This window comes from Pseudomonas sp. 7-41 (assembly GCF_021233075.1).
GTDB classification, from domain to species: domain Bacteria; phylum Pseudomonadota; class Gammaproteobacteria; order Pseudomonadales; family Pseudomonadaceae; genus Aquipseudomonas; species Aquipseudomonas veronii.
The window spans coordinates 1,967,366-1,986,761 of the sequence record NZ_CP089551.1 but is presented as its reverse complement, the minus strand read 5'-3'; the positions used below and the strand labels follow the sequence as shown (position 1 = coordinate 1,986,761).

The 19,396-nt window shown below is 63.6% G+C and carries 19 protein-coding genes; 9 read left to right on the top strand and 10 right to left on the bottom strand.

Annotation, left to right across the window (positions count from 1 at the left end):
- Nucleotides 1-25: 25 nt before the first annotated feature.
- The 4 genes from LQ249_RS08935 to LQ249_RS08920 all read right to left on the bottom strand — a co-directional run bounded on the left by LQ249_RS08935 (nucleotide 26) and on the right by LQ249_RS08920 (nucleotide 3,643).
- Complete coding sequence (locus tag LQ249_RS08935) at nucleotides 26-319, bottom strand: YcgL domain-containing protein (protein ID WP_017848744.1); 294 nt, start codon at nucleotides 317-319, stop codon at nucleotides 26-28.
- Nucleotides 316-1,449 (bottom strand): ribonuclease D, encoded by a 1,134-nt coding sequence (gene rnd / locus LQ249_RS08930; RefSeq protein WP_046384335.1) that lies wholly within the window; start codon nucleotides 1,447-1,449, stop codon nucleotides 316-318. The genes LQ249_RS08935 and rnd overlap by 4 nt, the downstream gene beginning before the upstream one ends.
- A 122-nt stretch (nucleotides 1,450-1,571) precedes the next feature.
- Nucleotides 1,572-2,171, bottom strand: coding sequence for a class I SAM-dependent methyltransferase (locus LQ249_RS08925; protein ID WP_079443069.1), 600 nt, complete (start codon nucleotides 2,169-2,171; stop codon nucleotides 1,572-1,574).
- Nucleotides 2,172-2,272: 101 nt separating this feature from the next.
- A complete protein-coding gene (locus LQ249_RS08920) occupies nucleotides 2,273-3,643 on the bottom strand; it encodes a glutamine synthetase family protein (protein ID WP_046384337.1) in 1,371 nt (456 codons plus the stop codon).
- Between the two features lie 410 nt (nucleotides 3,644-4,053).
- On the opposite strand from LQ249_RS08920, the gene LQ249_RS08915 reads away from it, so the two are divergent.
- Nucleotides 4,054-4,827, top strand: a complete 774-nt coding sequence (locus LQ249_RS08915; RefSeq protein ID WP_079443068.1) for a transporter substrate-binding domain-containing protein — start codon at nucleotides 4,054-4,056, stop codon at nucleotides 4,825-4,827.
- Between the two features lie 50 nt (nucleotides 4,828-4,877).
- Entirely contained in the window at nucleotides 4,878-5,717 is an 840-nt protein-coding gene (locus tag LQ249_RS08910) for a cache domain-containing protein (protein ID WP_057004993.1), read from the top strand.
- Between the two features lie 69 nt (nucleotides 5,718-5,786).
- On the opposite strand, the gene LQ249_RS08905 is transcribed toward LQ249_RS08910, so the two are convergent.
- Nucleotides 5,787-7,304: an MDR family MFS transporter gene (locus LQ249_RS08905; protein ID WP_108524352.1), complete on the bottom strand. Its 1,518-nt coding sequence runs from the start codon at nucleotides 7,302-7,304 to the stop codon at nucleotides 5,787-5,789.
- A 65-nt stretch (nucleotides 7,305-7,369) separates the two neighbouring features.
- Nucleotides 7,370-8,554 (bottom strand): 4-hydroxybenzoate 3-monooxygenase, encoded by a 1,185-nt coding sequence (gene pobA / locus LQ249_RS08900; RefSeq protein ID WP_442962253.1) that lies wholly within the window; start codon nucleotides 8,552-8,554, stop codon nucleotides 7,370-7,372.
- Nucleotides 8,555-8,743: 189 nt separating this feature from the next.
- Between pobA and LQ249_RS08895 the strand changes: the two genes are divergently transcribed.
- Nucleotides 8,744-9,631: a helix-turn-helix domain-containing protein gene (locus tag LQ249_RS08895; RefSeq protein WP_046384341.1), complete on the top strand. Its 888-nt coding sequence runs from the start codon at nucleotides 8,744-8,746 to the stop codon at nucleotides 9,629-9,631.
- A gap of 25 nt (nucleotides 9,632-9,656) precedes the next feature.
- Here LQ249_RS08895 and LQ249_RS08890 read toward each other — a convergent pair whose 3' ends face one another.
- On the bottom strand, nucleotides 9,657-9,833 hold the full coding sequence (locus LQ249_RS08890; RefSeq protein ID WP_164887019.1) for a hypothetical protein: 177 nt from the start codon (nucleotides 9,831-9,833) through the stop codon (nucleotides 9,657-9,659).
- 99 nt (nucleotides 9,834-9,932) lie between these two features.
- Complete coding sequence (locus LQ249_RS08885; RefSeq protein WP_032804836.1) at nucleotides 9,933-10,838, bottom strand: LysR family transcriptional regulator; 906 nt, start codon at nucleotides 10,836-10,838, stop codon at nucleotides 9,933-9,935.
- 105 nt (nucleotides 10,839-10,943) lie between these two features.
- Here LQ249_RS08885 and LQ249_RS08880 point away from each other — a divergent pair, with 105 nt between their 5' ends.
- Together LQ249_RS08880 and LQ249_RS08875 are read left to right on the top strand one after the other, a co-directional pair.
- Entirely contained in the window at nucleotides 10,944-11,810 is an 867-nt protein-coding gene (locus LQ249_RS08880) for an MBL fold metallo-hydrolase (protein WP_169865084.1), read from the top strand.
- A 34-nt stretch (nucleotides 11,811-11,844) separates the two neighbouring features.
- Nucleotides 11,845-12,459 (top strand): NAD(P)-dependent oxidoreductase, encoded by a 615-nt coding sequence (locus tag LQ249_RS08875; protein WP_017848732.1) that lies wholly within the window; start codon nucleotides 11,845-11,847, stop codon nucleotides 12,457-12,459.
- Between the two features lie 59 nt (nucleotides 12,460-12,518).
- On the opposite strand, the gene LQ249_RS08870 is transcribed toward LQ249_RS08875, so the two are convergent.
- A complete protein-coding gene (locus LQ249_RS08870) occupies nucleotides 12,519-13,391 on the bottom strand; it encodes a LysR substrate-binding domain-containing protein (protein ID WP_057004989.1) in 873 nt (290 codons plus the stop codon).
- 111 nt (nucleotides 13,392-13,502) lie between these two features.
- On the opposite strand from LQ249_RS08870, the gene LQ249_RS08865 reads away from it, so the two are divergent.
- The 4 genes from LQ249_RS08865 (at nucleotide 13,503) to LQ249_RS08850 (ending at nucleotide 18,969) form a co-directional block, all read left to right on the top strand.
- The gene (locus LQ249_RS08865) at nucleotides 13,503-15,128 is read left to right on the top strand and encodes a 5-guanidino-2-oxopentanoate decarboxylase (protein ID WP_232566393.1); all 1,626 of its coding nucleotides are present in this window, start codon (nucleotides 13,503-13,505) and stop codon (nucleotides 15,126-15,128) included.
- Nucleotides 15,125-16,567: an aldehyde dehydrogenase family protein gene (locus LQ249_RS08860; RefSeq protein WP_232566392.1), complete on the top strand. Its 1,443-nt coding sequence runs from the start codon at nucleotides 15,125-15,127 to the stop codon at nucleotides 16,565-16,567. Before LQ249_RS08865 ends, LQ249_RS08860 begins: the two co-directional genes overlap by 4 nt.
- 141 nt (nucleotides 16,568-16,708) lie before the next feature.
- Nucleotides 16,709-17,896, top strand: coding sequence for a cyanate transporter (locus tag LQ249_RS08855; protein WP_232566391.1), 1,188 nt, complete (start codon nucleotides 16,709-16,711; stop codon nucleotides 17,894-17,896).
- Nucleotides 17,897-18,033: 137 nt separating this feature from the next.
- On the top strand, nucleotides 18,034-18,969 hold the full coding sequence (locus tag LQ249_RS08850; RefSeq protein WP_032804835.1) for a LysR family transcriptional regulator: 936 nt from the start codon (nucleotides 18,034-18,036) through the stop codon (nucleotides 18,967-18,969).
- 35 nt (nucleotides 18,970-19,004) lie between these two features.
- On the opposite strand, the gene LQ249_RS08845 is transcribed toward LQ249_RS08850, so the two are convergent.
- Nucleotides 19,005-19,367, bottom strand: coding sequence for a 5-carboxymethyl-2-hydroxymuconate Delta-isomerase (locus LQ249_RS08845; protein ID WP_017848726.1), 363 nt, complete (start codon nucleotides 19,365-19,367; stop codon nucleotides 19,005-19,007).
- Nucleotides 19,368-19,396 lie beyond the last annotated feature (29 nt).

The following is a 19,396-nucleotide window of genomic DNA, read 5'->3' as shown; positions in this document are numbered from 1 at the left end:
GCGCCCCGGGCAGGGCACGCCGCGATCACATCGGGTCGTTGCGGCGCAGCAGCTCTTCGGGCAAGTGTTCGATGTACTCGTCCTCGGCCGGTGGCATTTGCAAGTGGTAGCCCTGCTTTTCGAGGTTTTCCAGGACCACTGCGATGTCCTCGCGCGACAGCTTGCGCTCGGGCGTCAGCACCATGTCGAAGGCGTGATGGGCCTTGCCGAAGGCTTCCATCAAGGGTTCCGGCACGCGCTCCAGGGCATCGCTTTTCAGCACGTAGAGATACATTTCGTTGCGTTTCAAGCTGCGATAGATGGAGCAAATACGTTTCAAGGCTGTTCTCCGGCAGTGGCCAGGCTGTCGAGCAGCGCCTGGCCCATCAACTCGCGGCGCCAGCCACGCAGCGAGTCTGGCAATTGGTAAGGCCCGTCGGGGTAGCCACTTTTGACCAGGGCTTCGAGGGTTTTCTTGCGCAGCATCAGTTCCGGCGCCATCTCCAGGCGTTCGGCTTGCGCCTGGCCCAAGGCGCGCAGGTGCTTGATCAGCGCAGCGGCATCCACCGGCAGCGGTTCAGCCACGGCGGGCGGCCATTGGTCCATGGACACGCTGCCGGCGCGCTTGATCAGGTCCAGCAGAAACTGGCCATCCTGACGCACGGTGCGCGGGTGCATGTCTTCGATTTTGCCCAGGGCGGCGAGGTTATCCGGCTGGGATTTGGCCAGGGGCCACAGCGAGTGTTCACGAATGATGCGATTGCGCGGCAGGTCACGGGCACGCGCTTGCTGCTCGCGCCAGGCGCACAGTTCACGCAGCACGGCGAGTTGGGCACGGGACAGTTTCCACGCCAGCTTGGCCTCGCGGTACACCTCGTAAGGGTCGACTTCGCGGCGCAGGTTGGCCACCAGTTCGGCACCGTCTTCCAGGACCCAGGCGTATTTGTCGTCCGACAGCCGCGGGCGCAGGCGAATGAAGACCTCGGCCAAGTGGACCGCATCTTCGGCGGCGTAGCTCACTTGGGTCTCGGACAACGGGCGCTGCAGCCAGTCCGAACGGGTTTCGCCCTTGGGCAAGTCGATATCGAGCACGGCTTGCACCAGGCGCGAATAGCCCATGGAGAAGCCGAGGTTCAGGTAAGCCGCGGCCAGTTGGGTGTCGAACAACGGCACCGGCAGGCTGCCAGTCAGGCGCAGCAACACTTCCAGGTCTTCACTGCAGGCGTGGACCACTTTGATCACGGCCGGGTTTTCCAGCAACGCCGCCAGCGGTTGCCAGTTGTCGATGGTCAGGGGGTCGATCAGGTAAGCGCGAACGCCATCACCGATCTGGATCAGCCCGGCAATGGGATAAAAGGTGTCGACCCGCATGAATTCGGTGTCGAGGGCGACGAATGGCAACTGCTGCCATTCGGCGCAATGCTGGCCGAGGCTATCGTTGTCGCAGATCCAGTGAATATCGATGGCCACACGGCTCTCCCTTGAAGAATGGCGCGCAGTATATATCGCGGAAGGGACTTGCGAGCATCCGCAGTGCACACGCAATCATGAAAACTCCGACAGCGTGTAAAGAATAGTCCGACAGATTGGAGTTATCCCATCTTACGTAGAACGTAGACACGCCATACGCTGGAGCCAGGAATGAACTCCTGGTGATTCAGGACCTGGAACCCTGCCTGGCAGAACTCCTCCTCCACTGGCGTCCGGGAGGCAACCGACACGATCACGGTGTCGCGGCTGACCCGATGAAACTCCTGCAGCAGCGCTTGGCGCCCTTCGCTGCTGGGCACGTGGCGAAACAATTCCAGACAGAAAATGCAATCTACCGCGTTCGCCGACAAGCCGATGGAAAACGCCGAGCCCTGAAAGGTCTTGACCCGCTTGAGCAGCGCCGCCGGGTGATGGGTGCGGGCGTGGTCGAGCATGTCCTGGGAGTTATCCGAGGCGAGGATGACCCGGTTGACGTGTTCGGCCAACACCGGCCAGAACCGCCCCGAACCGCAGGCCAGGTCGAGGATCAGACCGGGCTCGCCGGCCACCTTGAGGGCATTGCGCACCAGCCGCCCGTCACGCCACGCCGCCAGACGCTGACGCAGCCCAGGCGGGCGCGTATCGCCGCAGACCCTGGCGTGCTCACGGTCACAGCGTTCGGCGTATTCAATCTCGATGGACGAAAGTGGTGGTGACAACATCACGGGCTCATGTGAGTGGAACGGTAGTGAATGACCTTGATTCGCAGCTTAACCAGTGCAACGTGAAAAAAAGGTCGAAAAAACCACCACCGTCAATCCGTTCACGCCGAGTGCAGATACCAGCGCCAGTCCTGCTCGCCCACCTCGCCCATGAACTGCCGATATTCAGCCCGTTTCACCGCCAGGTACACGCCGAGAAACTCACTGCCGAACGCCTCCCGTGCCCAGCTGGAGTCTTCCAGGGCGCGCAGGGTGGTGAGCCAATCGGTGGGCAGCAACGCGTTGGCCTGGGCGTAGCCGTTGCCTTCCACCGGAGCGCCGGGGTCAAGTCGTTCGCGGATGCCGCGGTGGATACCGGCGAGGATCGCCGCCGCCGCCAGATAAGGGTTGGCGTCGGCGCCGCAGAGGCGGTGTTCGATGTGCCGCGACGGCGCCGGACCACCCGGCACACGCAGGCTGACGGTGCGGTTGTCGACGCCCCAGGTGGCGGCCAGCGGCGCATAGCTGTTGGTCTGGAAGCGGCGATAGGAGTTGGCGTTGGGGCAGAACATCAGCAGCGAATCGAGCAAGGTGCTGAGCATGCCGCCCACCGCCTGGCGCAGCAGCGGCGTACCGTCGGCGGCTTCGCTGGCGAACAGGTTATGGCCCTCGGCGTCCGCCAGGCTGACGTGCATGTGCATGCCGGTGCCGGCTAGGTCGTCGAACGGTTTGGCCATGAAGCACGCCGTCATCCCGTGCTTGTGCGCCACGCCTTTGACCAGGCGTTTGTAGCGCACCGCTTCGTCCATCGCTTGCAGGGCATCGGTGCGGTGTTCGAGGGTGATTTCGACCTGGCCCGGCGCGTATTCGGAAATTGCCGTGCGCGCCGGGATGCCTTGCAGTTTGCAGGCGCTGTAAAGGTCGGCGAGAAACGGCTCGATCTGCTCCAGCTCGCGCAGGCCATAGACCTGGGTCGCACGCGGGCGGCCGCCGTCCATGTCGCGCGCCGGTTGCGGGCGGCCGTTGTGGTCGGGTTTCTGGTCGAGCAGGTAGAACTCCAGTTCCGCCGCCATCACCGGGTAATAACCATCGGCCTTGAGCCCGTCGATCACCCTGGCCAGCACGTGCCGGGGGTCGGCCACGGTGGCGGGCAAGCCTTCGGTGGGGTGCATGCTGACTTGCACCGCCGCCGTCGGAATCAGCCGCCATGGCATGCGCTGCAAACTGCCGCTGATCGGGTACGCACGGCAGTCGATATCGCCCACCTCCCACACCAGCCCGGAGTTTTCCACGTCATCGCCATGGATGGTCAGGCCAAGGATCGTGCTGGGCAGCGGGCGGCCACTTTCATACACCGCCAGCAGTTCGTCGCGATGCAGCAACTTGCCGCGCGGCACGCCATTGTTGTCGAGGATGAACAGCTCGAACATCTCGATGTCCGGGTTCTGCTCAAGGAAAGAGCGGGCTTCGTGCAGGCTGGCAAAAACACTCATGGCAATTCTCATACGTTTGCGTCAGGCAGGCGCACAGGCGCCGCCGGGCGGATGCGCGCAGGTGCGCGTCATCCATCGGATAGATCAACGTAAGAGAGAGGTATCTGGTGGGCGCGCATGTCGACAGTGGAACAGGGCCCAGAAAGCCAGCGCGGAGGGCAACGCCTCGACATCCGCCGGACCGCTCGGCGCGACGACGCCAGGCAGTGTCTCGGGGTAAGTGTCGGGGTAACCGTCCATGGGCGAATCACCGTGAGGGAGATGCCCGGCAGCGTCACACGCCGGGTCAGGGGCGTCAATTCAGGGTTGACGGAGTTTGGTTGCACGTTGGCTAAACATTCGCCGTCCTTGCCACCCCGCCATCTTGCTGGAAATAATGGCCACCCGATCATGCCCAAGGACTCGACCGCATGAAAGCTCCTTTAGCCCTGTGTGTATTGGTGAGTCTGGCGACACCCGCCTTCGCGGACACGCCCCCCTCGCGCCTGGACAACGTGCTCGACAGCGGCACGCTCACCGTCTGCACCACCGGCGACTACAAGCCCTACACCTTCCTGCGTGCCGATGGCCGCTACGAAGGCATCGATATCGCCATGGCCGAGTCCCTGGCCAAGAGCCTCAACGCCAAGATCGCCTGGGTGCCCACCACCTGGAAAAGCCTGATGCCGGACTTCCTCGCGCACCGCTGCGACATCGCCGTGGGCGGTATTTCGGTGTCGCTGGAACGCCAGAAAAAGGCGTTCTTCAGCCAGTCCCTCGGCGTCGACGGCAAGATCCCGCTGGTGCGCTGCGCCGATGTGCAGCGTTACCAGAGCGTCGAGCAGATCAACCAGCCGCAGGTGCGGGTGATCGAGCCGGCGGGCGGCACCAACGAAGTGTTCGCCCGGGCGCACCTGGGCCAGGCGCAGATACGCCTGCACGACAACGTGACCATCTTCGACGAACTGCTGGCGGGCAAGGCCGATGTGATGATCACCGACGCCAGCGAGGCGCGCTTCCAGCAGAAACTCAAGCCGGGGCTGTGCGCGGTCAACCCGCAGCGGCAGATGCAATATAGCGAGAAAGCCTTCCTGCTGCCCCGCGACGATGTGGCCTGGAAAAGTTACGTCGACCAGTGGTTGCACCTGAGCGTGGCCACCGGGGTGTACGACGGCATCGTCAATCAATGGCTGGCGGCGCCCTGAGCCGCAGCCGTCTAAGCTGTGCTCACATCTATAAGAACGAGGCACGGATAATGAAGCGACTGCTCCGATTCAGCTGGCTGCTGCTGTTGGGTTTCAGCCAGGTACACGCCGCCACCTTGCCGGAGGAGGACGCCCAGGCGGCCAAGGCTCTGCTGGGGAAAGCCTTGGCCTACTACCAGAGCAATGGCGACAAGGCCTTCGCCGCCTTCAGCCGCCAGGGCGAGTTCGTCGACCATGACCGCTATGTGTTCGTGGTCGACACTCAGGGCGTGTTGCTGGCCAGCGGCGGGCCCTCCTCCGCCTTGATCGGCCGCGATGTGTCCGAAGTGCTCGGGGCGGATTTGCGCCAGTCGTTCAAGGACGCGCTCAAGGCGCCGGAAGGCCAGGGCATCCAGCAGGCCGACTACCGCTGGCAGAACTGGAACGACGGCAAGATCGAACACAAGCATGTGTTTTATCAGCGTGTCGGCGAACGCATTCTGGCGGTGGGCTATTACCTGCCACGGGCCACGCCGGAACAGGCGCGAGCGCTGCGGGACCAGGCCGTCAAGGCGCTGGTCAAGGATGAAGCCGGCACGCTGAAGGCGATCAACTCATTGCAGGGCGGTTTCCTGCAGGACGATCTCTACGTGTTCGTGGTCGACCTCGATACCCGGCGCTATGTCGCCCATGGCACCAACCTGCGGCTGATCAACACCGACTTCAGCAAGATCAAGGACCCCGACGGCAAGCCGGTGGGCGCACCGATCCTCAAGTTGATGGCGGAGCAGGATCAGGGTGAGTACAAGTACCGTTGGAAAAACCCGGTGACCGGCAAGGTCGAGAACAAGCATGCGTATTTGCGCAAAACCGGGCATTTCATGGTGGCGGTCGGTTATTACAGCCCTTGAATTGCACAGGCGGTCAAACCGCTGGGAGCGGGCCAGCCCGCTCGCACATTTGGATGTCCAGCCGGCCCGTCAGCGGGCCTTGTCTTCACGGCCGCGCAGCATGCGATCGGGCATCGCAATCGCCGCCGCCAACCCCAGCAACGACACCGCCGCACTGACCATCAGCAAATGCCGGAACGTCACCGCCAGTTCCCCGCGCAGGGCATCCTGCGCCGGGCCTGGGGCGGCGTTCAGGCCGTCGAGCAAAACGCTGCCGGAACCGCCCTCGACCACCAGCGCGCCGCTGGCCAGGTGGGCAAAGCTGGAGTCCTGCAACAGCGCCAGCAACAACGCCGACATGCACGCCACCCCGACCGCCCCGCCCAGGGAACGGAACAGGTTGGTGGTGCTGGTGGCGACGCCGATATCGTGCTGGTCCACCGAGTTCTGCGTGCCCACCAGCGAGGTCGGGAACTGCATGCCGGCAGCGATGCCGCACAGCAGCATGAACATCGCCGTCAGCCCCATCGCCTGCGGCGCACTGTAGGCCATGCCGAGAATCGCCAAGGGGCTCAACACGGCGCCGCTGAGGATCAGTGGTTTATAGCGCCCGGTCACCGAGGTCATGCGCCCGGCAAAGTAGGCGCCCATCGGCAAGCCCATCGCCAGTGGCAGCAGGTGCAGCGCGGCACTGTCGGCGCCGGAGCCGGTCACGGTCTGAAAGCGCAAAGGCATCAGCACCGTCAGGGAAATCGCCTGGAAACTGGTGAAAAACATCGTACACCAGCACAGCACCGCGCTGCGGTTGGCGAACAGGTGCATCGGCAACAACGGTTCCCGCGCACGCCGCTCATGCCAGACAAATATGCTCAGCGCCACCAGCGCGCAGGCCAGCAACGCTAGTACCGAGTCATTGCGCCAATCATGGCCCTGGCCGATCTCGGTGATGCCCAGCAGCAAGGCGCTCAAGCCGATGATCAGCAGCACGGTACCGAGGTAATCGATGATCGGCTTGCGTTGCGGCAACGGCAGCCCGACCAGGCTGCGATGGGCCACGTACCAGGCGCCGGCGCCCAACGGCAGGTTGATCAAAAACACCCAGCGCCAGGACAGGTACTCGGTCATATAACCGCCCAGCACCGGCCCGGCCACGCTGGCCACCGCGTACATGCCGCTGAAATAGCCCTGGTAACGCCCGCGCTCGCGCGGCGGGATGATGTCGCCGATGATCGCCTGGCTCACCGAAATCATCCCGCCGGCGCCGATGCCCTGGAGCACCCGCGCCAGCACCAGTTGCTCCATGCTTTGCGCCATGCCACAGAACAGCGACGCCAGGGTGAACAGGCCCATGCCGATCAGCATCATCGGCCGCCGCCCGTACAGGTCGCCGAGCTTGCCGTAGATCGGCACCGCCACTGTCATCGCCACCATATAGCCGGAGATCACCCAGGCCAGCAGGTTGACGTCGTGGAACCGCGCGGAAATGGCCGGCATGGACACGGCGACAATGGTCTGGTCCAAGGCACCGAGGAAGATCGCCATCATCAACGAGACGAGGATGCTGCGCACGGCAGGTACGGCTGGAGTAGGCTGATTGAGCTGAGTCACGGTAAACCTTCGAGCAAGGCCCGCAGGAAAAGGCGACCTGCGGGCATGCTCGATACGATAGCAGGCTATTCGATAGCTTCGTAAGGAAGCCCGACGTAATTTTCCGCGATGGTGGTGCGACCGGCGTGCGAGTGGATGAAGTACGCCAGTTCGCTCTCGGCAATGCGCTGGCTGAACCCGTCCGCTTCGGGAAACTGATGCAGCATCGACGTCATCCACCAGGAAAACCGCTCAGCCTTCCACACGCGTCGCAGGCAGATTTCCGAATATTTCTCCAGCAACTCCACGCGCCCCTCGCGGTAGACCTTGAGCAAGATGCGAAACAGCGTGCTCACGTCGCTCGCCGCCAGGTTCAAGCCCTTGGCCCCGGTGGGTGGGACGATGTGCGCCGCATCCCCCAGCAGAAACAAACGCCCGTACTGCATCGGCTCGACCACGAAGCTGCGCAGCGGCGCGATGCTTTTTTCGATCGACGGCCCGGTCGCCAACTGCTCGGCCAACTGGCTTGGCAGGCGCGTTTTCAGTTCAGCCCAGAAACGCTGGTCCGACCACTCATCGACCGACTCCTCGACGGGTACTTGCAGGTAGTAACGGCTGCGCGTCGGCGAACGCATGCTGCACAAGGCAAACCCACGCGCATGCTTGGCGTACACCAGTTCAGGATGGACCGGCGGCGTGTCGGCCAGGATGCCCAGCCAGCCGAAGGGATACACCCGCTCGAAGACCTTCAGCGACTCGGCCGGGATCGATTGCCGGGCGACACCGTGAAAACCGTCGCAACCGGCCACGTAATCACACTCCAGGCGAAAGGCTTCGCCTTCATGTTCGAACGTCAGCCAGGGTTGATCAGTTTTGAGCCCGTGGGGTTGCACCTCACGCGCGTTGTACAAGGTGACGCCACCGGTAGCGGCGCGTGCGGCCATCAGGTCGCGGGTCACTTCGGTCTGGCCGTAGACCATCACCGATTGACCGCCGGTGAGCGCCTTGAGGTCGATGTGAGTCAGTTGGCCATTAAGCGCCAGTTCGAAGCCATCATGGACCAGGCCTTCCGCGTCCATGCGCTGGCTGACGCCGGCCTCGCGCAACAGGTCGACCATGCCTTGCTCCAACACCCCGGCACGGATGCGCCCCAGCACGTAATCGGCGCTCTGGCGCTCTAGAATCAGGGTTTGGATACCGGCCTGCTGCAACAGTTGGCCGAGCAACAGTCCCGAAGGACCGGCGCCGATGATGGCGACTTGAGTTTTCAGCGTTTTCATTATTTTTATGGCCCGAAAAATTCACCCGAACGGATAAGGTGAAAGAGTTGTCATTGGTCTTGTTGCTGACATTTTTCACTTGAGTGGGCGCTATAAGAAGGTGAAAACTGCGCCAAAGCCTGCGCTTTTTGCCAATCGGGGCGATTACCGAACCACTTGCCTGAGTATCGGATTGAAACTATGACCAAAACTGCCAGTTCCGCGATTCCGGTGTTCAAGCTGTACGGGGAAAACCAGCAATGGCCGACGCCGGATTTGTTGCACTGCGAAACGATTTCCCGACGCAGCCGGGACTACCAGTGGGAAATCCAGCCCCACCGGCACGCGGATCTGTGCCAGTTGTTGTACGTCCACCAAGGCCAGGCGCAACTGGAAATCGAAGGCCAGCGCACCACCCTCAACGAAGCGACCTTGCAGGTGCTGCCGCCGCTGTGTGTGCACGGGTTTCGGTTTGCGGAAGATGTCGAAGGCTACGTGCTGACCCTGGCGGCACCGCTGGTCAGCCACCTGCAAGCGCAATTGGGCGCAACGGTCGACGGCCTGCAGGTGCTGGGCAGTTACCCGGCAGGCAAGGACAGCGACTATCTCAACAACCTGTTCGCCCGCCTGCAGGACGAATACGCCGATGAGCAGCCGGCCCGGGACATGCTGATGCACGCCCTGGTCAGCGTGCTGCTGGTGTGGATCAGCCGCCAGGCCATCCAGCGCCGCCACCCGCGGGCACCGCGTGGGCGCGAGTATTTCCGGCGCTTTACCCAATTGGTCGAACAGCAGTATCGCGAACACCCGAAGATTGAAGACCTGGCCCACAAGCTGGGTATCTCGGTCTCACACCTGAACGGCACATGTCGGGAATTGGGTGGGCAACCCGCGCTACAGATCATGCACGACCGCCAATTGCTGGAAGCCAAGCGCCTGCTGACCTACACCAGCATGACCATCAATGAAATGTCGGAGGTATTGGGCTTTTCCGACCCGACCAACTTCTCGCGGCTATTCCGCCGCCGGGTCGGGTTTTCGCCCAAGGCATTTCGCGAACGACTCAAGGCCGAAACACCCGAGGATTAAACGCGGGATCGTCCTTGGTTGGCCATTAGCGCAACGCGCTGAAACTGCCGGTGCGCGGAATGCATTGATCCTGATGGCAACTGATCGCAAAGCTCGGCTGCATGCGGGTCTGCTCGACGCGATAGGCGGCGGTGCCGTACAGCGCGCTGACCAAGGCGCAAAGGATGAAAATTTTCAGGTACTTTCTGGTTTTGACGGTCATGGCACAGACCTCTGAAGGACCTACTCGGTGCTGTTTAAAGCATAGGTCAGCCAGGGCGAGTTGCCATTATTGGACGCCATTCAACATCTGTATGTCGGGTCACAGGCCCCGGTCCCACTCCGGCGTTTCCGGAAACCTCAGCACCAGGAAATCCAGGAGGCTACGCAGCGCCGACGGCATGTGTTTGCGCGACGCGTACACCGCGTAGATGTTCATCTGCCGCGGTTCGGCCGCGGGCAACAGGCGCACCAGTTCGCCACGGCGGATGTGCTCGCCGGCCTGATAACTGGGCAACATCGCCACCCCCGCCCCGGCGAGCGTCACGCGTAACAGCGTGCTGGCTTCGTTGGCGGTGATATTGCCGTGGACCGGCACCGAAACGTGTTCGCCGCCTTCCTCGAAATGCCACAGGCTTTTGCCGAAGTACGAGTGGGTCAGGCAGTTGTGCCGCGCCAGGTCTTCGACCTTTTGCGGCGCCGGATGCTCAAGCAGGTAGGCCGGGGTCGCGCACACCACCGAGCGACAGACCGTCAGGCGCCGCGCGATCAGGTTGGGGTCCAGGTCGTTGCTGGTGCGGATGGCCAGGTCGATGCGCTCATCCACCAGGTTGACCGTGCGATCGAGCATCTGCAGGTCGACCGTCACCAAGGGGTAGCGCCTGACGTATTCGGCGATGGCCTCGGCCAACTGCGCCTGGCCGAACGAGGTGCTGACACTCAGGCGCAGCAGGCCACGGGGCGCGTCATCCGGTTCGCTGACGGCGGCCTGCATGTCGCCGCACAGCTCCAGCAATTGCCGGCAACGTGGCAGGGTTTCCCCGCCGGCAGCCGTCAGGCTGAGTTTGCGCGTGGTGCGATGCAGCAAGCGCGCGCCGACCCAGTCTTCCAGCTCGGCCAGGTAGCGCGAGACCACCGGGCGCGACAGGTCCAGATGGTCGGCGGCGGCGGACTGGCTGCCCAGATCCACCACCGTCACAAACACGCGCATTGCTTGAAGACGATCCATGATCTGCCCGATTTTAGAAACAAACTATGTCCCAGCATCGCATTTTTTGTTGTGTTTGGTGCAACTAAGCTCTGTGCATCCCTTACCGATTGCCGGAGTTGCCCGATGTTGTCCACCCTCAAGCGCCTGACCCTGGCGACCGCCGCCCTGGCCTTCGCCGTGCAGGCGGCCGCTGCCGAGCTGACCCTCGACGTGTACAACCCCGGCGAGGCCGCGATCTTCCCGGTCAGTTCGGTGCTAGTCAGCGGCGCGAAAGACGCGATCCTGGTCGACGCACAGTTCGGCAAAAGCCAGGCCGAACACCTGGTGCAGAAGATCCGCGCCAGCGGCAAACACCTGACGACCATCTACATCAGCCACGGCGACCCGGACTACTACTTCGGCCTCGACACCCTGACCGCCGCATTCCCCGACGCCAAGGTGCTGGCCCCGCAAGCGGTGGTCGACCACATCAACGCCACCGTCGCCGGCAAACTGGCGTTCTGGGGCCCGAAAATGGGCGCCGACAAGCCAGGCAAAACCATCGTGCCGCAGGTGCTCGACGGCCACCGCCTGACGCTTGAAGGGCAACCGCTGGAAGTGATCGGCCTCGACGGCCCGCAGCCGGATCGCAGCTTTGTATGGGTGCCGTCGATCAAGGCCGTGGTCGGCGGTGTGGTCGTCGCCGACAACATCCACCTGTGGATGGCCGATACTCAGAGCGCGCAGTCCCATAAAGACTGGCTGGCCACCCTGCAACGCATCGCCGAACTGCAGCCGCGCACGGTGGTTCCGGGGCATTTCCTCGGCAACCCGTCGCTGCAATCCGTGGCCTTTACCGCCGACTACATCCAGGCCTTTGACGAAGAAGCCGCCAAGGCCAAGGACTCCGCCGCCCTGATCGCGGCGATGAAAAAGCGTTACCCGACCCTCGCCGACGAAAGTTCGCTGGAACTGAGCGCCAAAGTCGCCAAGGGCGAAATGAAGTGGTGAAGCGTTTCAAACCTTAACCGTACTGGAGAATGTCATGAGCAAGATCGCAATCATTGGGGCCACCGGCCGCGCCGGTAGCCAACTGCTGGAAGAAGCGCTGCGACGCGGGCACAGCGTCACCGCCATCGCGCGCAACACTGACAAGCTCGCCGTGCGTCCTGGCGTCAGCGTCAAACAGGTCGATGCGCTGGATGCCGAGGCCTTGCAACAGGCCATCAGCGGCAGCGATGTGGTGATCAGCGCGGCGCATTTCGCCACCCTGCCCGCCAGCGCGGTGATCGGCCCGGTGAAAAAAGCCGGGGTCAAACGCCTGCTGGTGGTGGGCGGCGCGGGTTCGTTGCTGCTGCCGGGCGGCACTCGGGTGATCGACAGCGAGGGTTTCCCAGAGGCGTACAAGGCTGAAGCCAGTGCCGGCGCGACGTTCCTCGAGGCGTTGCGTCAGGAACAGGAACTGGATTGGACCTTCCTGTCGCCATCGGCCGAATTCGTTGAAACCGAGCGCACCGGCACCTTCCGCCTGGGCCAGGATGATTTGCTGGTGAGCCGCGAAGGCCGCAGCTGGATCAGCTTCGCCGACTTCGCCATCGCGATGATCGATGAAGTGGAAACACCGAAGCATTCGCGCCAGCGTTTCACCGTCGGTTACTGAGCCGACACGATCAACCTGTGGGAGCTGGCTTGCCGGTTCCCACAGGTGGATCTTCAGCGTTACGCCTGTTGCGCCTGGTTGACCAACCACTCCATCAACGCGTCAAGCCCGGCGGACGGCTTTGTCCCCGGCGGATACACCAGGTAATAGCCCATCCCCGTCGGCACCCGCAATTCAAACGGCGTCACCAAGCGCCCCGCGCTCACATCCTCGCCAATCAACGCGCTGTCGCCGATCGCCACGCCTGAACCCTGGGACGCCACTGTCATGGCCAGATCCAGCGTCTCGAAATGATGGCCCTGGCTCACATTGCTCAAGCGCGTCTTCGCCGCGTTCAGCCATAACGCCCAGTCCCGCTCGTCCCGCGTGGGGTGCAGCAGCACCTGTTGCTGCAGGTCCGCTGGCGTATTCAACGCGCCCAGCAAGGCCGGCGCGCACACCGGGGTGAGGTGTTCGTCGAACAGATGCCGAGCCTCGGCCGACTGTTCGGCGCTGGGCGCATAGATCACCGCGGCATCGAATTGCTCGCGACGAAAGTCCACGGTGTAGGCCACGGTCGTGGTCAGCTCCACCGGCACATCCGGGCGCTCCCGCTGCCATTGCATCAAGCGCGGCAGCAGCCAGCGCATCACGCAGGTGGAGGCCTTGAGCTGCAGGGTGTCGCGGCGGCGGCCGATCTGCTCCAGCGCGTCACCGATCAGGCCGAAGACCTGCTGCACCCGCAGCGACCACTCGCGGCCTTCTTCGGTCAGGCTCAGGCCCCGTGCCTGGCGCTGGAACAAGGCATAGCCCAAATGGCTTTCCAGCCCGGCGATCTGCCGGCTCACCGCGCCTTGGGTGATGTGCAACTGCGCGGCAGCGTGGGTGAAGTTGCAGCACTGGGCGGTGACCCAGAAGGTGTGCAGCGCGGGCAGCGGCGGGAGGCGTTTCATAGGGCAAGCAGCCATGACGTGAGGACATGGCTAGTATGACTTTTTATCGATTGTTGCCGCTACGGGCCAGCCGGTCCAATACCGCCTCACCTCAGCCTGAGAGCGACATGTATGGCGACCTGCGGCGAAGTATTGGTCAAGCTCCTGGAAAGCTACGGCGTGGACCAGGTGTTTGGTATTCCTGGCGTCCACACCGTGGAGTTGTATCGCGGCCTGGCGCGCTCGAACATCCGCCACGTCACCCCGCGCCACGAACAGGGCGCGGGTTTTATGGCCGATGGCTATGCGCGCACCAGCGGCAAGCCCGGCGTGTGTTTGATCATCACCGGCCCCGGCATGACCAACATCACCACGGCCATGGGCCAGGCCTATGCCGACTCGATCCCGATGCTGGTGATCTCCAGCGTGCAGGCGCGCAGCCAGCTGGGCGGCGGGCGCGGCAAGTTGCATGAGCTGCCGAACCAAAGCGCGCTGGTCGCCGGCGTGGCGGCGTTCTCCCACACCGTGATGTCGGCAGCAGAATTGCCCGGCGTGCTGGCGCGGGCGTTTGCACTGTTCCAGGCAGGGCGCCCGCGCCCGGTACACATCGAAATCCCGCTGGATGTGCTGGTGGAAAACGCCGATGCGTTGCTCGGCACCTCCCCCATCAGCGTGGCGCGTGCCGGAGCGGCGCCAGTGGCGGTCGCACAGATGAGCCAACGGCTCGCCGCCGCCCAACGCCCGCTGATCCTGGCCGGCGGCGGCGCCATCGAGGCCGCCGCGGCGTTGACCCGCCTGGCCGAAACCCTCGGCGCCCCCGTGGCGCTGACCATCAACGCCAAAGGCCTGCTGCCCGCGGCCCACCCGCTGCTGATCGGCTCGACCCAGTCCCTGCTCGCCACCCGCGCCCTGGTCGCCGAAGCCGATGTGGTGCTGGCGATCGGCACGGAGCTGGCGGAGACCGACTACGACGTGACCTTCGCCGGCGGTTTCGAGATTCCCGGCGCACTGCTGCGCATCGATATCGACCCCGACCAGACCGTGCGCAATTACCCGCCCGAGCTGGCCTTGGTGGCCGACGCGCAGATCGCCGCCGACGCCTTGCTCGCCGAACTCCAGCGCCAACCGCTGGCACCTCGCCACAGTGCCTGGGGCGCCCAGCGCGTCGCCCGCCTGTGGGCCGAATTGACGCCGACCTGGGAGGCCGCCACCCGCGCGCAAACCCGCATGCTCCACACGGTGCTGGAGGAACTGCCCGGCGCGGTGCTGGTGGGCGACTCCACACAGCCGGTGTACAGCGGCAACCTGACCCTGAACCTTGACCACCCGCGCCGCTGGTTCAACGCGTCCACCGGCTACGGCACCCTGGGTTATGCCCTGCCCGCGGCCATCGGTGCCTGGTTGGGGCGTGGCGATGGCCAGCCGGTGGTGTGCCTGATCGGCGACGGCGGGCTGCAATTCACCCTGCCGGAACTGGCCAGCGCCGTGGAGGCGCGCACGCCGATCATCGTGCTGCTGTGGAATAACCAGGGCTACGAGGAGATCAAGAAGTACATGGTCAACCGGGCCATCGAACCGGTCGGCGTCGACATTTACACGCCGGACTTCATCGGCGTGGCCACGGCCCTCGGTTGCGCCGCCGAACGCATCCAGGGCCTGGACGCACTGCGCGTGGCCTTGCGTGCCGCCGCGGATCGCCAGGGGCCGACGCTGATTGAAATCGACCAGGAACGTTGGATGCAGGAGGTAGCGGTATGAGTACGGTCGTAAACGGTGTGTATATCAATGGTGCGTGGCGTGCGGGCCATGACGTGTTGGACGTGATCAACCCGGCCACCGAGGAAATACTCGCCCAGGTCAGCGTCGGCGATGCCCGCGCCGTGACCCAGGCGGTCGACGCCGCCAGCGCGGCGTGTGTCGGCTGGTCGCAGAGCACCGGCCGCGAGCGCGGCGCCCTGCTGCGCAAAGTGGCTCAAGGCGTGAGCGAGCAGCGCGAGCCGTTGATGCGTGTACAGTCGCGCAACAGCGGCAAACCGTTGTTCGAAGCGGGAATCGATGTGGACGACGTCATCGCCACCTTCGAGTACTACGCCGGTCTCGCCGAGGCGCTGGACGCCGAGCAAGACCGCGCGGTGGCGCTGCCCACTGATGCCTTCAGCGCCCGCCTGCGCCGCGAGCCCAGCGGCGTGGTGGGGCTGATCGTGCCGTGGAATTTCCCCATGGTCACCACCGCCTGGAAACTCGCCCCGGCGCTGGCCGCCGGCTGTTGCGTGGTGCTCAAACCGTCGGAAGTGACGCCGCTGGCGGAGTTGCAACTGGCGCAGATCATCGCCGCGGCCGGCTTCCCGGCGGGGGTGTTCAACCTGGTCTGCGGCACCGGCTTGGCCGTGGGCGCCCCGCTGGCGGCGGACCCTCGCGTGGCGAAGATTTCCTTCACCGGCAGCAATGCGGTGGGCGTGCAGGTAATGCAACGCGCCGCCGAAACCGTCAAGGGCGTGAGCCTGGAACTGGGGGGCAAATCCTCGCTGCTGGTGCTGGAAGATGCCGACCTCGACCTGGCGCTTGAGCTGGCCTGTGGAGGTGGCTTTTTCAACGCCGGGCAGATGTGTTCAGCGACCAGTCGTGTGCTGGTGGCTGACAGTCTCGCGGATGAATTCCTACAGCGTTTAACTGCGCGGGCTGAAGGGATTCGCGTCGCCGACCCATTTGCCGACGACGTGGAAATGGGCGCGTTGATCAACCGCGCCCAGTACCAACGGGTGTTGGCGCATATCCAGCGCGGCGTGCAGGACGGTGCCCGCTTGCTGTGCGGCGGTGAGCGCCCGGCGCACTTGGCGAAGGGTTATTTCATTCGCCCCACGCTGTTCACCGACGTGCCGCTGGACAGCGCGTTGTGGCGGCAAGAAATCTTCGGCCCGGTGCTGTGTGTACGACGCTTTACCACGGAGGCCGAGGCCATCGCCCTGGCCAACGACAGCGATTTCGGCCTGGTGGCCAGCGTGGTCAGCCGCAACGACGAAACCGCCGAACGCGTGGCCAATGCCTTGCAGGCCGGCATGGTGTGGATCAACGCGCCGCAGGTGATCTTCCCGCAAACGGCGTGGGGCGGTTACAAGCAGAGCAGCATCGGCCGCGAACTGGGCCCTTGGGGGCTGGCGACGTTTCAGGAGATCAAGCATGTAATCCGGTCTAACTGACGACGCAGCCTCCCGATGGAATGTGGACCAATGTGCGGTATTTCAGTTAACTGCATTTTTTAGATAGCCCCTGCGACTTTCTCATTTGCCCCACTACCCCGCCCGTGGCCTGATTCGCCCTTGTTCACTCAAGGCAGGCCCATGGAAAACGTTCACGCAAAACCCACCACCGCCGTATGGCTGATGATCAGCGTCGTGCTGGTCGCGCTTAACCTGCGCCCGTCGATGGCGGCCGTAGGGCCGTTGTTAGCGTCGATTCGCGGCGAGGTGCCGTTGAGTTTCAGCAGCGCGGCGCTGCTGACCATGTTGCCGGTCATGGCCATGGGCCTGGCGATGTTTTTCGGCATGGGCCTGGCCAAGCGCTTCGGCGAACATCGCAGCATTGCGGTGTCGCTGCTGGTGATCGGCGTGGCGACGCTGTCGCGGTTGTTGCTCGATTCGGCGCTGGAGTTGATCGTCAGCGCCATCGCTGCGGGGGTCGGCATCGCGATGATCCAGGCGGTGATGCCGGCGCTGATCAAGTCGCGCTTCAGCGCTGACGTTTCATTGTTCATGGGCTTGTACGTCACGGCGATCATGGGCGGCGCGGCGCTGGCGGCGTCGTTCTCCCCGTTCGTGCTGGTGCAGACCGGTAGCTGGCGCATCGGCCTGGCGATCTGGGCGGGGCTGGCCGTGCTCGCCCTGGTGTGCTGGTCCGCCCAGCGTGCGGCGCTGCCGGTTCTGCCCCAAGCAGGTTCTGACAAACAGGAAGGATTTTTCGGCAACGGCCGCGCCTGGTTGCTGGCGATCTTTTTTGGCCTCGGTACAGCCTCCTACACCTGCGTACTGGCGTGGCTGGCGCCGTACTACGTAGAACAAGGCTGGAGCGAACAGCATGCCGGTTTGCTCCTGGGTTTCCTCACCGCGATGGAAGTCATCTCGGGCCTGGTCACCCCCGCCCTCGCCAACCGCCGCCGGGATAAACGCGGAGCGTTGGCCGTGTTGTTGGTGCTGATCATCCTCGGGTTCTGCGGCCTGATCCTCGCGCCCCAACACCTGAGCCTGCTGTGGCCCTGCCTGCTCGGCCTGGGCATCGGCGGCCTGTTCCCGATGAGTTTGATCCTGTCCCTCGACCACCTCGACCACCCGCGCCGCGCCGGTAGCCTGACGGCGTTCGTGCAAGGCATCGGTTACCTGATTGCCGGCCTGTCGCCGCTGATCGCCGGGATGATCCGCGATCAGTTGGGCAGTTTCGAATGGGCATGGTGGTCGCTGGCGGCGGTGATCGGGGTGATGCTGCTGATCGTCACGCGCTTCAATCCGAAGCATTACGCAGACCACATCCGCTGACGTCGTGTTGCAAACACTTTTTGTCCCACGCACAACACTGAAATACCCTACAGAGCTTTCTATTGGCACTCCCGTTCCGTTAAGCTTTTGCCCTTGTCGCGCGCTGCCACAGTGCCAAGGCTTACCGGATGGAATGGATGCTAAACAGTAACTTGCTCAGAAAGCTCGATATGCAGGATTTGATGGTGTTTATCGCCGTCTACGACCAGAGCAGCGTTACCGAGGTGTCAGAAACGCTGTTCGTCAGCCAGTCGACCGTGAGCTACAGCTTGAAGAAGCTGCGCACCAGCTTCGAGGATGAGCTGTTCATCAACACGCGGGCGGGTATGCGTCCGACGTACAAGGCCAGCACCATGTACGGCCATGTGCAGAAAATCCTCGAAAGCATCAACCTGTGCCACGCCGGTGGCCAAGCTTTTGACCCCACCCAGAAAGCCGTGACCTTCAACGTGTGCGCCCCGGAGTATTTCGAGCAACTGATCCTGCCGCGCCTGTTGAAACACTTCGACCGCGCGAACCTGCCGGTGATCGTCAATGTGCGCAAGCTGGAAACCGAGATCCCTGCCGACGACCTGCGCGAAGGCCGCCTCGACCTGGTGATTTGCTTTGGCCCGCACTTTCACCGCGCGCATAAAGACTTCAAGACCCAGATGTTGCTGGAAGATGATCTGGTGTGTGTCTTCGACAAGCGTGCGGCGCCCCGCGAGGCGGCGTTCAGCCTGCAGTCGTTCGTCGAGCGGCGCCACGTGTTTCCCACGCCGTGGACCTCCGACACCAACATGGTCGACGGCTGGCTGGCGCGTCAGGCCCACAAGCGCCAGGTGGTCGCACGGGCCAACAGCTATGGCGCGGCGTTGAAGATGATCACCGGCACCGACTTCATCGTGACCCTGCCCCGCCGCGTCCACAAACTGCTGGCCCCGGCGTCGGTGTTCGGCCACTGCGAGGCGCCCCACGGGTTGCCGGGGTTCACCCTGGATATGCAGTGGAACGAAACCAGTGAACAGGACAGCGCCAATACCTGGTTCAGGGAGCAGGTGGTCAAAGTCTGCGCTGAACAGGGATTACTCTGACCTTACGCATCGACGGTTGTGGTGGATGGAAGCGCTTAGCCGATCGCGACCTTACTGTAGGAATCGCGATCGATATCCAGCAATTCGACACTCAGTTGCACCTGCACACCTTCCGGCCATGGCCCAAGTTCCTGCACCACGGCCAGCAGGCTTTCCGACAGCTGCTTCTTGACCTGCGCCGAGCGTCCACTGAGCAACGCCAGGCGCACGGCGACAAAACCCCGCGGGTTCATGCCGGTGCCCACGCGAAAACTCTCGACCTTGAGTGAACGGCTCTTGATATCCAGCTCGGCGCCAAACTGACCGGAGGCCACCAATGCATGGTTCAGACGCAACAGGGCCTTGTCGGTGTCCAGTTGCGTCAGGTTGGCGGTGTATTCCAGGTGCAGGTGTGGCATGGGAGTCTCCGAAGTATCGATAGGAAGAT